8 protein-coding genes and 2 pseudogenes are annotated in these 14566 nt (G+C 63.7%); 4 read left to right on the top strand and 6 right to left on the bottom strand.

Annotated features, from left to right (window positions below; all coding sequences use genetic code 11):
* Positions 1-287: 287 nt before the first annotated feature.
* Positions 288-932: pseudogene (locus ROA7023_RS13845) on the top strand (DUF4396 domain-containing protein).
* 70 nt (positions 933-1002) lie between these two features.
* On the opposite strand, the gene tsf reads toward ROA7023_RS13845, so the two are convergent.
* The 5 genes and pseudogenes from tsf to ROA7023_RS25555 all read right to left on the bottom strand — a co-directional run bounded on the left by tsf (position 1003) and on the right by ROA7023_RS25555 (position 7454).
* Positions 1003-1878, bottom strand: a complete 876-nt coding sequence (tsf, locus tag ROA7023_RS13840) for a translation elongation factor Ts (protein ID WP_085879629.1) — start codon at positions 1876-1878, stop codon at positions 1003-1005.
* Positions 1879-1958: 80 nt separating this feature from the next.
* Positions 1959-2768, bottom strand: a complete 810-nt coding sequence (gene rpsB / locus ROA7023_RS13835) for a 30S ribosomal protein S2 (RefSeq protein ID WP_085879628.1) — start codon at positions 2766-2768, stop codon at positions 1959-1961.
* A 210-nt stretch (positions 2769-2978) separates the two neighbouring features.
* On the bottom strand, positions 2979-4262 hold the full coding sequence (locus tag ROA7023_RS13830) for a hypothetical protein (RefSeq protein ID WP_370739229.1): 1284 nt from the start codon (positions 4260-4262) through the stop codon (positions 2979-2981).
* Between the two features lie 62 nt (positions 4263-4324).
* Positions 4325-4849, bottom strand: a pseudogene (locus ROA7023_RS25680) (calcium-binding protein); the annotation flags it as partial.
* Between the two features lie 538 nt (positions 4850-5387).
* Positions 5388-7454 carry a calcium-binding protein gene (locus ROA7023_RS25555; protein WP_159458514.1) on the bottom strand — a complete coding sequence of 689 codons (2067 nt, stop codon included), beginning with the start codon at positions 7452-7454 and terminating at the stop codon, positions 5388-5390.
* Between the two features lie 434 nt (positions 7455-7888).
* Here ROA7023_RS25555 and ROA7023_RS13815 point away from each other — a divergent pair, with 434 nt between their 5' ends.
* Together ROA7023_RS13815 and ROA7023_RS13810 are read left to right on the top strand one after the other, a co-directional pair.
* Positions 7889-9838 (top strand): calcium-binding protein, encoded by a 1950-nt coding sequence (locus ROA7023_RS13815; protein ID WP_159458513.1) that lies wholly within the window; start codon positions 7889-7891, stop codon positions 9836-9838.
* A gap of 344 nt (positions 9839-10182) precedes the next feature.
* Entirely contained in the window at positions 10183-12138 is a 1956-nt protein-coding gene (locus tag ROA7023_RS13810; protein WP_159458512.1) for a calcium-binding protein, read from the top strand.
* 97 nt (positions 12139-12235) lie between these two features.
* On the opposite strand, the gene ROA7023_RS13805 is transcribed toward ROA7023_RS13810, so the two are convergent.
* A complete protein-coding gene (locus ROA7023_RS13805) occupies positions 12236-13576 on the bottom strand; it encodes a HupE/UreJ family protein (protein WP_143535562.1) in 1341 nt (446 codons plus the stop codon).
* Here ROA7023_RS13805 and ROA7023_RS13800 point away from each other — a divergent pair.
* Positions 13575-14384: a DUF4198 domain-containing protein gene (locus tag ROA7023_RS13800; RefSeq protein ID WP_085879635.1), complete on the top strand. Its 810-nt coding sequence runs from the start codon at positions 13575-13577 to the stop codon at positions 14382-14384. The two genes, ROA7023_RS13805 and ROA7023_RS13800, sit on opposite strands and share 2 nt — an antisense overlap.
* The last annotated feature ends 182 nt before the right edge of the window (positions 14385-14566 follow it).

Raw genomic sequence — 14566 nt, 5'->3', positions numbered from 1 at the left:
TTCTTTCGTTGTGGTCTGCTCGCACACCCACCCGCCTCCGGCCGCTCCGGCGGGTTGGCGCGCTCCGCCGCCCGCCTGCCCCCCCCTCCCCGGCCCCGACCCCCCCCCGCGCGCCCCGCCCCCCCCCCGCCCCCCCCGCCGCCCCCCCGCCCCGGCCGGGGGGGGGGGGGGGGGGCGGGGGGCGGGGGGGGGGGGGGGGGGGGGGGGGGGGGGGGGGGGGGGGGGGGGGGGGGGCTTCTCGGGCGGCTGGGCTTGCAGATCGCACTCCGCTGACTAGGTCTGTCAGCATGACTGATTGGATGGACAACCCCTGGTTCCTCGGGATTTGGGTCGCCCTGGCCTTGCCCAGCCTCGCTCTTGTCGCCTGGGATCTGCACCGAAACAACGCGCACCTGATATCTCTGATGAAGGTGGTCTGGCTGCTGACCGTCGCCTATTCCGGCCCGATCGGCCTGTTGATCTACTGGCGTACCGGCCGCAAGGAGATCCCGGACGATTCCATCTGGCGACGATCCTTCCGCTCGGTGGCACATTGCTATTCCGGCTGCGGGCTGGGCGAGATCGTCGGCGTCACCATCGCCGTGGGGATCTTCGCGATGGGCAACACCGGCACGGCGCTGCTGACCTTCACGCTGGCCTACATGACCGGGTTCGGCCTGACGCTGGGGCCGCTGATGTAGGATGGCGTGCCGTACCGCACCGCGCTGCGCGAGACGTTCATCGCCGAGACGCCGTCGATCTTCGTGATGGAGGTGGTGGCGATCGGCGCCGACCTGCTGCTTGCCGGCGATGCCACCATGGGCGACGTGCGGTTCTGGAGTTCGATCGTCGTGTCCCTGACCCTGGGCCTTCTGGCCGCCTACCCGGTCAACTGGCTGTTGATCCGCAACGGGATCAAGGAAGGCATGATGGATCCGCGCCACACGATGTAGGGCCTTGGACTGGCAAGAAAAAAGGCGCCCCGACGGGGCCCCTTCTCCTGTGTGGCAATCCGAAGGCCGATCAGGCTTGGCCGACCTTGGCGACCTCGGCCGCGAAGTCTTCCTTCTCGACGGCGATGCCTTCGCCGACCTCGAGCCGGGCGAAGCCGGTGATGGTCACGCCGGCCTCTTCGGCGGCCTTGCCGACGGTCAGGTCGGGGTTCACCACGAAGGCCTGGTTCAGCAGAGTCACTTCGGCCATGTATTTCTTCATCCGGCCGACGATCATCTTCTCGATCACGGCGTCGGGCTTGCCGCTTTCGCGGGCGATGTCCATCTGGACCTGCCGCTCCTTCTCGACGAGCGCCGGGTCGAGATCGTCCTCGGAAAGCGACGCCGGGTTCACGGCGGCGATGTGCATGGCGACCTGGCGGCCGAAGGCTGCGTCATCCCCCGACAGCGCGACGAGCACGCCGATCTTGCCCATGCCGTCCGCGGCGGCGTTGTGAACGTAGGTCACGACCGTGTCGCCCGACAGCGTGGCCATGCGGCGCACGGACATGTTCTCGCCGATGGTGGCGACTTTTTCTGTCACGACGTCCTTGACCGGCTTGCCGCCGACCTCTGCCGCCAGCAGCGCGTCCAGATCGTCGACCTTCAGGGCCGCGCTGGCGATGGAGCCGACCATCGCCTGGAAATCGGCGTTCTTGGCGACGAAATCGGTCTCGGAGTTGACCTCGACGGCCACGCCCTTGCCGCCCTCGACGGCAACGGCGACGAGGCCCTCGGCCGCGGTCCGGCCGGATTTCTTGGCGGCCTTCGCGAGGCCCTTGGTGCGCAGCCAGTCAACGGCGGCATCCATGTCACCGTCATTCTCGGTCAGCGCCTTCTTGGCGTCCATCATGCCCGCGCCGGTGCTTTCGCGGAGCTCTTTTACCATCGCAGCGGTAATCGCCATCGTTCTTCTCCTTGGAATGGGATACCGGGCGGGGCCAGCCCCACCCGGTGAAAGTCTCGTGACAGCCGTCAGGCCGGGCGTCAGGCGCTTTCCGACGCGTCGGCCGCGGCTTTCTGCTCGGCGGCCGCTTCGACCTTTTCCTCGGCCAGCTGCTCTTCGGCCAGGGCTTCCATCGCGCCGAGATCGACGCCGGCGGCGCCCATCTGTGCGCTCATTCCCTCGAGGGCGGCACGGCTGGCCAGATCGCAATAGAGCGAGATGGCGCGGGCCGCGTCGTCGTTGCCGGGGATGACGTAATCGACGCCGGCGGGCGAGCAGTTGGTGTCGACCACGGCCACGACCGGGATGCCCAGCTTGCGGGCTTCGGCGATGGCGAGGTCTTCCTTGTTTACGTCGATGACGAACAGCAGGTCCGGCACGCCGCCCATTTCGCGGATGCCGCCGAGGGACGCGGTCAGCTTGGTCTGCTCGCGCTCCATGCCAAGACGCTCTTTCTTGGTCAGGCCTTCAAAGCCGTGATCGGCGGCCTCGTCGATGGCGCGCAGGCGGCTGATCGACTGCGACACGGTCTGCCAGTTGGTCAGCGTGCCCCCCAGCCAGCGGTGGTTCATGTAATACTGGGCGCAGCGCTCTGCCGCGTCGGCGACGGGCTTCTGCGCCTGGCGCTTGGTGCCGACGAACAGCACGCGGCCGCCACGGGCGACGGTGTCGCGGATCGCCTGCAGCGCCTGGTCCAGCAGCGGGACCGTCTGCGTCAGGTCCATGATGTGGATGCCGTTGCGGGCGCCGTAGATGTAGGGGGCCATCTTCGGGTTCCAGCGCTGGGTCTGGTGACCGAAGTGAACGCCAGCTTCAAGCAGCTGACGCATGGTGAACTCTGGAAGAGCCATGTCGCTATCCTTTTCCGGTTTCATGCCTCGGCGGAGGATCAGCCTGTTGGCCAACCGGTGGACCCGTGGGGATGTCTCCCCCACACGCCCGCCCCCGCCTGCGGGATTAAGTGCGCGGGCATTACGCCAGCAGGCCGGGGATTGCAAGCAGAGTCAGCCAGTGGGGTCTCGGGTGCAGGTTGCCCCGGCGACGGCACACAAGACACGGCCTCAGAGATAGTCCGTCACGTCAGAGTCCCTGACCCAGTGAAAGAAATCATCAATATCCCCGTAGTCGCGAAGGCGATAGGGTTCGTCCCACTCCACGTCATGAAGGATGATCTGGTTCCTGGCGGAGTCTTTGAATCCGATGTAGATGTCCGCCATCTCGCGGCTTTCGTCGACATCCATCCACACCGTGACGATATCTTCAAGAATCTCTTTGCGCACGTCATCGTCACTCTCGTCGGGGTCGCGCTGTTCTTCGGCGCGGCTCGTGCGTTTGCCACCCAATCTGATTTCATAGTTTCCAGTGAAGTAGATCTCGTCAGCGCGAAGATCGACCCCGTAAAGATGGACAGTTTCCCTGTCGACCGTTTCCCGTTCTATGATCACCTCTTCGCGCGTACCAGGCCCCCCCAGGTAGAGCCTGTCTGCTACGCCGCCGCCGCCGTAATAGGTGTTGTTGCCATCCCCGCCGTAAAGCCTGTCATTTCCGGATCCGCCATAGAGCGTGTCGGCATGATTGCCGCCGTAGATCGTGTCGTTGCCTGATCCGCCAAAAAGGGTGTCGGCGCCGTCGTCTCCGCTGATCGAGTCGTCGCCCTCTTCGCCCTCGATCTTGTCCCTGCCCGTCCAGCCCCGCAGCTTGTCGTTGCCCGCGCCGCCAAAGAGAAAATCGTCGCCGGTGCTGCCCGAAAACGAGTCGTTGCCCGCGCCGCCGTAGATCGTGTCGACCCCCGCGAGGCCGAGGCCCGTGTCATCGCCGTTGCCGCCAAAGATCGTGTCGTTGCCCGACCCGCCCAGGAACCGGTCATTCCCGTCGTCGCCGATCATCGTGTTGTTGCCGTTCTTGGCGAGGATGTAGTCGTTCCCGGTCCAGCCGCGCAGTTCGTCGTCGCCCGTATAACCCCCGATCCGGTCGTCTCCGCCGCCGCCATAGACGGAATCGTCGCCGTTGCCGCCGTTCAGGTCGTCATTGCCGCCGAGGCCAAAGACCGTGTCGTTGTGGTTGCCGCCATAGGCGTTGTCTTTGCCGGACCCGCCAAGCAGGTGATCGTTGCCGTCATCGCCCCTCAGCGTGTTGGTGCCGTTCTTGACAAGGATCCGGTCGTCGCCCGTCCAGCCGCGCAGATTGTCGTTGCCGGTATAGCCGGTGACTCGGTCGTTGCCCGCACCGCCAGAGGCACTGTCGTTGCCTGATCCGCCCTCGACCGTGTCGTTGCCGTCTCCGCCAAGCAGCGAGTCGTGGCCCGGTCCGCCATAGATCTTGTCGTTGCCCTTCCAGCCGACGATCTGATCGTTGCCCTCATCCCCTTTGCCGTTGTCGTCACCCCAGCCCAGAAAATCTTGTCGTTGCCCTTCCAGCCACGGGCCGTGTCGTTGCCGCTACCGGTCCAGATCGTGTCGTTGCCATCCCCTCCGGATGCGCTGTCGTTGCCCTTGCCCAACGTCATCCGATCGTGGTCCGACCCGCCATACATGGTGTCGGGGCCGGGGGTTCCGGACATGTGATCGTTTCCATCGCCGCCATAGGCGACGATGTTGTTGGACCAGGTGACGCCCCGGATCGGCCGATCGGTGTGCGAGATGTGAAGAAGGAATTCTTCGTCGCCGTCGAACCATCCATTGTTGCCGATGACCACATAGTAGGTGCCGGTCGCGGGCGCCGTATAGCTGAGGAAGGAATCCGTGACGCCGGTCCCGGGCCAGTCCGGCTCGCTTGGATCGCCGGACGTCCCATCGTCGTTGTAGGCAACCCTGGTTGCGAAGGACGGGTCATAGATCATGAGCTCGGTGTCGAGCCCGGCCTTGTTGTCGCTCAGCGAGTCGGTATCGAGGGTGATCGTCTCGCCGGCCTTGATGTGGATCTTGTAGTACATGAACCCGGCCTGGGCGGGCTGAAAGAGGAAGCTCAGGTGCGGCACCGACGTCGCCTTCAGGATGTTGTCGGAGTCCTGCAGCAACCAGGCATTGACGTTGTCAATGTCGACCGAGGTTCCGGGCGATGCCCCCGGCGTCACTTTCCAGAGCGTGGGCGCGTTCCAGACCCTGTCATTGCCGCCACCGCCATAGATCGTAAAATCGCCGGGTCCGTTGACCAGAAAGAAATCGTCCTGCGACGTTCCTGATGCCGACCTTGTTTTCACGACCTGGATGGGCATTTCGTTCCCCTCAAGCGCCTCGACGCGACCAGAGAGAGCACCGCTGGCTTCGTAGCCGGTCCCCAAATATCACCCGCCAGGATTTCCCCAATCCTGCCGTTCAAGATGGTCTTTCCGCACCGCCGAGCGGGCGCTCGATCGCAGCTCGCAGCACCGTGCCGGTCAGCCGGGTCGCACATCACGGGCGGACAGGGAACGGCCCCGGCAGCCCGTGATGTACAAGTGGCGGCCCGAAGGCCGCCGCCGTGTCGGCAGGCTAGAAGATGTTCGCGTCGTTGATCTCCCGCACGGTCAGATCCTCAAGAAGCAAGGTATATCCGTCCTTGCTGAGTTCGACGCCATCCGACGTATCCCTGATCGCGATATTCGTGACGTTGGAGATGCCGGTGACCCTGAGTTCATCGTGGGTCCCCCGCGGTCCGGAGACGTTGAAATCGGTGACCGTGTCGTAATCGCCCCTGCGGAAGTTGAGCACGAAGGTGTCGGCATCCCCGCCGCCGGTATAGGTGTCGTTCCCGAAGCCCCCGGTCAGCCTGTCAATGCCATTGCCGCCGTACATGGAATCGTTGCCGTCGTCGCCACGCAGCCCATCGTTGCCGTTGCCGCCGTAAAGCTCGTCGTTCCCCTTCCAGCCGCGGATGTCGTCATCGCCGGTGTAGCCGTCGACGTAATCGTTGTCGTTGCCGCCGGACATGGTGTCGTTGCCATTGCCGCCGTACATGACATCGTCGCCGTTGTTGCCGAACATGTCGTCGTCCCAGTTGCCGCCCCACATCTCGTCGACCTGGGATCCTCCGTACATGAGGTCTTTGCCATCCTCGCCATACATGGAGTTGTGGCCGTTCTTGGCACGGATCAGGTCGTCGCCCTTCCAGCCATAGAGGATATCGTCCCCGGTCCAGCCGCCGATCGTGTCGTTGCCGGTCGCGCCGGAAATACTGTCGTTGCCCGACCCGCCCTCCAGCCAGTCGTCGCCGCCAAGGCCCTTGATGGTGTCGTTGTGCGCGTTGCCCTGGACCGTGTCCTCGCCCGAGCCGCCGAGGATGGAATCGTTGCCCTCGTCGCCCAGCATCGTGTTGTCGCCGTTCTTGACCAGCAGGTCGTCGTCACCCTTCCAGCCGCGCAGCCAGTCGTCGCCGGTGTAGCCGGTCACCCGGTCGTCGCCGCCCGACCCGGTGACGCTGTCGTTGCCCGCGCCGCCCTCCACGGTGTCGTTGCCGGTGCTGCCGTTGATGCTGTCGTTTCCGGAATTGCCCTGCAGGATGTCGTTGCCGGAGCTGGCCAACAGCGAGTCGTTGCCGTCATTGCCCTTGGCGGTGTTGTTGCCGCCGGACATGTAGATGTAATCGTTGCCCTTCCAGCCGATCATGTCGTCGTCGCCCGACCCGCCCTTCAGCGTGTCGTTGCCGGTGCCGCCCGAGGCGCTGTCGTTGCCGGAACCGCCTTCGATGTAATCGTTGTCGCTGCCGCCAAAGAGCGTGTCGTTGCCGGAACCGCCTTCGATGTAATCGTTGTCGCTGCCGCCAAAGAGCGTGTCATTGCCGCCGTGGCCATACATCGTGTCGTTGCCGTCACCGCCATAGATCAGGTCGTTGTTCGTCCTGATCCCGTCGTTGTTGCTTCCGCCCCTGCCGTTCACGGCCTGACCGGTCAACGAGAAATGCATCAGGTAGGATTCACCGCCGTCAAAGCGGCTGAGGTCATTCTCGGAGATCCGCACGTAGTAGGAGCCATCCGACCCGAAGGTATGTGAGAAAAAGGAATCCTTGTTCTCGCCATCAACAAGGACCGAGCCGCGCGGATCGATCGGGTCGGCGATCGTTTGGGCCCGGATCAGGTCGTTTTCGCTTTGACCGTTGTACAGCCAGATCTTGGAATCGAACGCCGAGTTGTTGCCGTCACGCATGAAGTTGTCGGCGTAGTCGACATCCACGGTCAGGGTCTGGCCGGCGTCTACGTCGAACCGGAAATAGTGATCGTTGTACTGGCCGCTGACGCTCTCGACCCGCACCGTTGTATGGGGGATCGTCGTCGAGTTCTCGATGTCGGGGTTCTCGTGCAGGGTCCAGACGGTTCTCGTCGGAATGTTGGACGTGTTGGAAAATTTGTCCGCGCTTGCGTCGAGCGCCGGCGTCGAGTCGCCGTAGATCACGTCGTCGCCGTCACGGCCGTACATCGTCGAGAATCCGGTCCTCGTGCCGACCAGATCATCGTTCTCGTTGTCGGTCTTGTCCTCGATCCCGGGGTACCGGATGTCCCAGATGATGTCGTTGCCGGAAGAGCCCGCAAAAGTCGAGCTTGCGTTCTTATAGTAATAGGGCATCTGGAAGGTTCCTTGAAATACGGCGGCAGGATGGAAGAAACCGGGGCGGAACATCAGCCTGTTCCCGCACCGAAATTCGAGTCCGATGATCATTAACCTTTTCCGGCAAAAACACAATCTTTTTACGTAGAGTAACGTCGTATTTTGATCCAACCGAACCGGCGGAACTGGACCCGAAGTCGGTTTTTTTGCCGCAACGCCCCCTTTGGCAGCCTGTCGACCCCCACGGCGGACCCATGCACAGGGCAGACATCGCCAGCCCAATGTGTTATGGATGAAGCCCAGTTGCCCGCCCGGCACGTCAGCACAAGGCGGGGCACGTCTGCTATTTATCAAGGACGCGGAGTATACCGATGCCGTATTTTGAAAGCGACAGCCCAACCCAGTTCGGATCTGCCGGCAACGATATTCTTTGGGATTACAATTCGTTGTCAATGACGACCATTTTCGCCGGCTCCGGCGACGATGTCGTCTACGGGGACCAGACCAACAGGTTGGTCAAGTTCGGCACAAGCACTTTCTTGGCTCGGTCCCTCAACGGCGACATTTTATGGTCGACGTTGGAAAACCCCGACATCGAAAACTCGACGACGGTTCCGCATGCGGAGCTGAGGCCAAACAATATTCCGGGTTCGCAGAAACTCTATTACCAGATCCCGCTCGAGGCCGGGGATACGATCACCGTCGATGTCGATTATGGCGACGACCACCAGCCGATCGACACCGATGTCGCGCTGCGCATCCTTTCGCCCGCCGGCATCTCGGTGGCGCAGAACAACACCAACCCAGACACCGACCCTCGCGGGTCGGTCAACACGGCCGGCGGCTTCCTCGGTCAGACAGACCCGTACCTCAGCTTTACCGCCACTGTCGCCGGCACCCATTACATCAAGATTTCGGAGAGTTTCAAAACCTTCGAGGGTGGAGAAAGATTTGTCGCCTACGTCAGCATGCCGGGGCGCGACGCTTCTAACGAAACCTACGTCAACAACGATGTGATCTACGGCGGCGACGGAGATGACACGCTCTATGGCCAGGCCTTCAATGACACGATCTATGGCGGGTCCGAGGTCGATTACATCGACGGCGGATCGGGCAACGACAGCGCCTCGGGCGGGTCGGGCAACGACAGCGTGCTGGGCGGGTCGGGCGACGATTCCCTGCGCGGCTGGACCGGCGACGATGTGATCCTGACCGGCACCGGGAACGATTATGCCGCGGGCGACAACGGCAACGACACCCTCTATGGCCATAACCAGAGCGATACGCTGTTCGGCAACGCGGGCGACGATTCCATCAACGGCTATTCCGGCAACGACACGGTCGAGGGCGGCTCGGGCAACGACAACGTGACCGGCGGCAACGGGGACGACCGGGTGACCGGCTACACCGGCGACGACTATCTGCGCGGCTGGAAGGGCGACGACGAGATGATCGCCAAGAACGGCACCAACACCTTTCTGGGCGACGACGGCAACGATTATGTCTTCGCCGGGTCGCAGACCGACATCATCTATGGCGGCAATGACGACGACCTGCTTTTCGGCAATGTCGGAAATGACACGGTCGAGGGCGGCAACGGCAACGACACCGTCTATGGCAATCTGGGCGATGACCGGGTGACCGGCTACACCGGCGACGACTACCTGCGCGGCTGGAAGGGCGACGACGACCTGCTGGTCAAGAACGGCAACAACACGATGCTGGGCGATTTCGGCGAGGATTCGATCCGCGGCGGGTCGGGCAACGACACGATCTATGGCGGCGACGACAACGACAGCATCCTGGCTCTTGGCGGCAACGACGTGATCTACGGCGGCGATGGCGTGGACAGCATCTCGGGCAGCAACGGCTTCGACACGATCTACGGCGGCGACGGCGACGACGAGATCCGGGGCTGGACCGAAGGCGACAAGATCTACGGCGACGATGGCGTCGACAGCATCATTGGCGAACAGGGCCGCGACAGCCTGTTTGGCGGTGACGGCAATGACCGCCTCGCCGGCGGCGATGACGACGACAGGCTCTATGGCGGCAAGGACGACGACAAGCTCTATGGCGGCGACGAGGCGGACAGGCTTTACGGTCAGAGCGGAAACGATTCCCTTTACGGCGGCGACGGGAATGACACGCTCAACGGCGGTGTCGGCGAGGATACGTTCATATTCGAGGATCTGACCGCCGGCGAGCGCGATACCATCCAGGGGTTCTCGTCCGTCGATGACGTGATCCGCATGGACATCGACCTGTCCGATGGCGATGTGGCCGTCGATATCCGGAACGTGGGCAACGGCGCACTGCTTACGGTGCTGGGGCATGAGGTCCTGTTGCAGGACCTGACCAGCAACCAGATTGATCTGGATGCGGATGTGAAGTTGTTCTGACCCCCCTCCCCGGCCGCCGATCACATTCGGCGGCCGGGGCTTTGGCCATGTGGCCTTTGACCCCGTCAGGTCAGGTCTGGTCTGGTCCAAGGACGGGTCAGAGGAACACCCGCTCCACCACCCACCAGGAGCCGACCAGCGCGATCAGCACCGAGGCTGGCATCGCCAGCCCAATGTGTTATGGATGAAGCCCAGTTGCCCGCCCGGCACGTCAGCACAAGGCGGGGCACGTCTGCTATTTATCAAGGACGCGGAGTATACCGATGCCGTATTTTGAAAGCGCCAGCCCAACCCAGTTCGGATCTGCCGGCAACGATATTCTTTTCGATTACAATTCGTTGTCAATGACGACCATTTTCGCCGGCTCCGGCGACGATGTCGTCTACGGGGACCAGACCAACAGGTTGGTCAAGTTCGGCACAAACACTTTCTCGGCTCGGTCCCTCAACTACGACATTTTATGGTCGACGTTGGAAAACCCCGACATCGAAAACTCGACGACGGTTCCGCATGCGGAGCTGAGGCCAAACAATATTCCGGGTCCGAGTTTGAAGAAACTCTATTACAAGATCGCGCTCGAGGCCGGGGATACGATCACCGTCGATGTCGATTATGGCGACGACCACCAGCCGATCGACACCGATGTCGCGCTGCGCATCCTTTCGCCCGCCGGCATCTCGGTGGCGCAGAACAACACCAACCCAGACACCGACCCTCGCGGGTCGGTCAACACGGCCGGCGGCTTCCTCGGTCAGACAGACCCGTACCTCAGCTTTACCGCCACTGTCGCCGGCACCCATTACATCAAGATTTCGGAGAGTTTCAAAACCTTCGAGGGTGGAGAAAGATTTGTCGCCTACGTCAGCATGCCGGGGCGCGACGCTTCTAACGAAACCTACGTCAACAACGATGTGATCTACGGCGGCGACGGAGATGACACGCTCTATGGCCAGGCCTTCAATGACACGATCTATGGCGGGTCCGAGGTCGATTACATCGACGGCGGATCGGGCAACGACAGCGCCTCGGGCGGGTCGGGCAACGACAGCGTGCTGGGCGGGTCGGGCGACGATTCCCTGCGCGGCTGGACCGGCGACGATGTGATCCTGACCGGCACCGGGAACGATTATGCCGCGGGCGACAACGGCAACGACACCCTCTATGGCCATAACCAGAGCGATACGCTGTTCGGCAACGCGGGCGACGATTCCATCAACGGCTATTCCGGCAACGACACGGTCGAGGGCGGCTCGGGCAACGACAACGTGACCGGCGGCAACGGGGACGACCGGGTGACCGGCTACACCGGCGACGACTATCTGCGCGGCTGGAAGGGCGACGACGAGATGATCGCCAAGAACGGCACCAACACCTTTCTGGGCGACGACGGCAACGATTATGTCTTCGCCGGGTCGCAGACCGACATCATCTATGGCGGCAATGACGACGACCTGCTTTTCGGCAATGTCGGAAATGACACGGTCGAGGGCGGCAACGGCAACGACACCGTCTATGGCAATCTGGGCGATGACCGGGTGACCGGCTACACCGGCGACGACTACCTGCGCGGCTGGAAGGGCGACGACGACCTGCTGGTCAAGAACGGCAACAACACGATGCTGGGCGATTTCGGCGAGGATTCGATCCGCGGCGGGGCGGGCAACGACACGATCTATGGCGGCGACGCCAACGACAGGATCCTGGCCCTTGGCGGCAACGACGGGATCTACGGCGGCGATGGCGTGGACAGCATCTCGGGCAGCAACGGCTTCGACACGATCTACGGCGGCGACGGCGACGACGAGATCCGGGGCTGGACCGAAGGCGACAAGATCTACGGCGACGATGGCGTCGACAGCATCATTGGCGAACAGGGCCGCGACAGCCTGTTTGGCGGTGACGGCAATGACCGCCTCGCCGGCGGCGATGACGACGACAGGCTCTATGGCGGCAAGGACGACGACAAGCTCTATGGCGGCGACGAGGCGGACAGGCTTTACGGTCAGAGCGGAAACGATTCCCTTTACGGCGGCGACGGGAATGACACGCTCAACGGCGGTGTCGGCGAGGATACGTTCATATTCGAGGATCTGACCGCCGGCGAGCGCGATACCATCCAGGGGTTCTCGTCCGTCGATGACTTGATCCGCATGGACATCGACCTGTCCGATGGCGATGTGGCCGTCGATATCCGGAACGTGGGCAACGGCGCACTGCTTACGGTGCTGGGGCATGAGGTCCTGTTGCAGGACCTGACCAGCAACCAGATTGATCTGGATGCGGATGTGAAGTTGTTCTGACCCCCCTCCCCGGCCGCCGATCACATTCGGCGGCCGGGGCTTTGGCCATGTGGCCTTTGACCCCGTCAGGTCAGGTCTGGTCTGGTCCAAGGACGGGTCAGAGGAACACCCGCTCCACCACCCACCAGGAGCCGACCAGCGCGATCAGCACCGAGGCTGGCATCGCCACGATGCGGGGATATGTATCCTGGCCCTCGGCATTGACCGCCGCGGCGGAGAACCCCAGCATGATCGCACCGGCCACCAGCAGCGGCGCCAGCCCCTCGATCAGGTCGGGGCCAAGCTGCGACACCGGGATGGCCAGCGCCGGGACGGCGATCACCGCCAGCCCGAGATAGATCGCGCCCATCCCCTTGTCCGCCGAGCCCCGCGCACTGGAGCGCATGGCCGCGACGACGATCAGGAAGGCCACCGAGATCACCATGAGCTGGCCGATCTCCACCCCGATGTTGAAGCCGATGAGCGCCGGGATGAAGGCGTTGTCGGGCAGGCCGAATTCGGCCAGCACGCTGGCAAAGCCCAGCCCGTGCAGCAGGCCGAAACAGAAGATCACCGCCGGACGCCAGGGCGACAGCGCCCCGGACCGCCAGATGTTCTCGACCGCGACATAGACGATCGAGGCGGCGATCAGCGGCTCGACGATATAGCCCGGCACGTTGACGAGCCCCAGCGCGGCGAGCGCGAGGCTGATGGTATGGGCCAGCGTGAAGGCCGAAACCTGCCACAGCAGCGGCGCCAGGCGCGGCGCGAGGAAGAACAGCCCCAGAACGAAGAGGATATGGTCGAGGCCAAGCGGCACGATATGGTCGATGCCGACGGGGATGTAGCCGAAGAACGTCTCCCACGGGGTGGCCTGGTTGCCGCCGCCGAGGGCGATGGGCTCGGAAATGGCACCGTTGTCCAGATAGCCGTCATAGGGCGCCTCGACCCCCTGCTGGCGCAGGACGAGCACGCCGAGGTGGGCGTCCCAGCCCATCTCGACGGTCTGCGCCCCCTCGGGCAGGTAGGAGGTGAAGACGAAGGTCGAGGTCCGGATCACGTCCACGTCGCCCGTCTCGGGCACCGAGACCGACTGCAGCGAGACATCCGTGTCGCCGCCGTCCACGCGCAGCGTGATCTGCTCTTTCATCTGCGGCCAGAAGCTGCGGAACCGTTCCTCCAGCGCGGCGGGCCCCAGGGCCCGGAGCTGGTCGTAGGTCTCGGCATTCTCGGCGGCGTTGGTGTCCTCGAGACCTTCCAGGTCGATGCCCGCAACGAAGCTTTCGATATTGGCCTCGATGGTGAAGGTCAGCTGACCGTCGGTCTGCTCCATGTCTCCGATCGAGGGCAGCACCTCGTGCGCCGCGGCCGGGGTCACGATCGCGAGCATCAGCGCCAGTGCGGTTGACAGCACCGCTGCGAGGCGCACCTTTGCCGTGGAAAAGAAGGAAAGTCTCATGCGCATCCTCACCGCTTGTCTTGCTTTGATCGGAACCCTGGCCAGCCCGGTCATGGCCCATGAATTCTGGTTGGAACCGTCGGACTACACGGTCGAACCGGACGGTAGGTTGCAGGCCGAACTTGTCAACGGTCAGTTTTTCGAGGGCACGATGTTCGCCTACCTGCCCCAGCGCTTCGTCCGTTTCGACGCCTATGCCGATGGCGATAGCGCGCCAGTCGAGGGCCGGATCGGCAACCGGCCCGCGCTGGATATCGATCCGCTGGCCGAGGGGCTGAACGTGGTGGTCTACGAATCCACGGTTTCGGTAGTGCGCTACGACGATTTCGAGGCTTTCCTGCGGTTCGCCGAGCACAAGGCCTTTGACGATGTCGAGGCCCGGCACCGGGAGGCTGGGTATCCGACCGATGCCTTTGGCGAGGCCTATACCCGCTACATCAAGACCTTGATCGGCGTGGGCGACGCCGAAGGGGCCGACCTGCGCACCGGGCTCGAGACCGAGATCGTGGCGCTCGACAATCCCTATACCGACGATCTGGCCGAGGGGATGCGGGTGCAGGTCTTCTACGGCGACGCGGTGCGCCCCGGCGCCCAGGTGGAATTGTTCGCCAAGGCGCCGGACGGCAGCGTCGAGATCACCAGGCACGTGGCCGATGCCGAGGGCGTGGCCACCCTGCCCGTCACGCCGGGCTACAGCTACCTGGCCGATTCCGTGGTGCTGCGCGAGCCCTCGGCCGATCTCGCAGCCGAGCGGCGGGTGGTGTGGGAGACCCTCTGGGCCGCGCTGACCTTTGCCGTGCCTGCCTGACAGGGGCTCTGGGCGCCGCTGGGCCGGGCCCGATGCCCGCGCCCGGCCGGACAGGCGCGATACCCCGGTCCGGCAATGGCGGGCAAACGGAGCGCGGGGGGCTGTCTGCCCCCCATTTGGCCGGGGCCAAATTCCCCCCGAGGATATGACCGAGGCAATGAAGAACGATTGACGCCGCCCGG

Source organism: Roseisalinus antarcticus, from assembly GCF_900172355.1.
Lineage (GTDB): Bacteria > Pseudomonadota > Alphaproteobacteria > Rhodobacterales > Rhodobacteraceae > Oceanicola > Oceanicola antarcticus_A.
The sequence above is the reverse complement of the archived record's forward strand: the minus strand, read 5'-3'. Positions and strand labels throughout refer to the sequence as shown.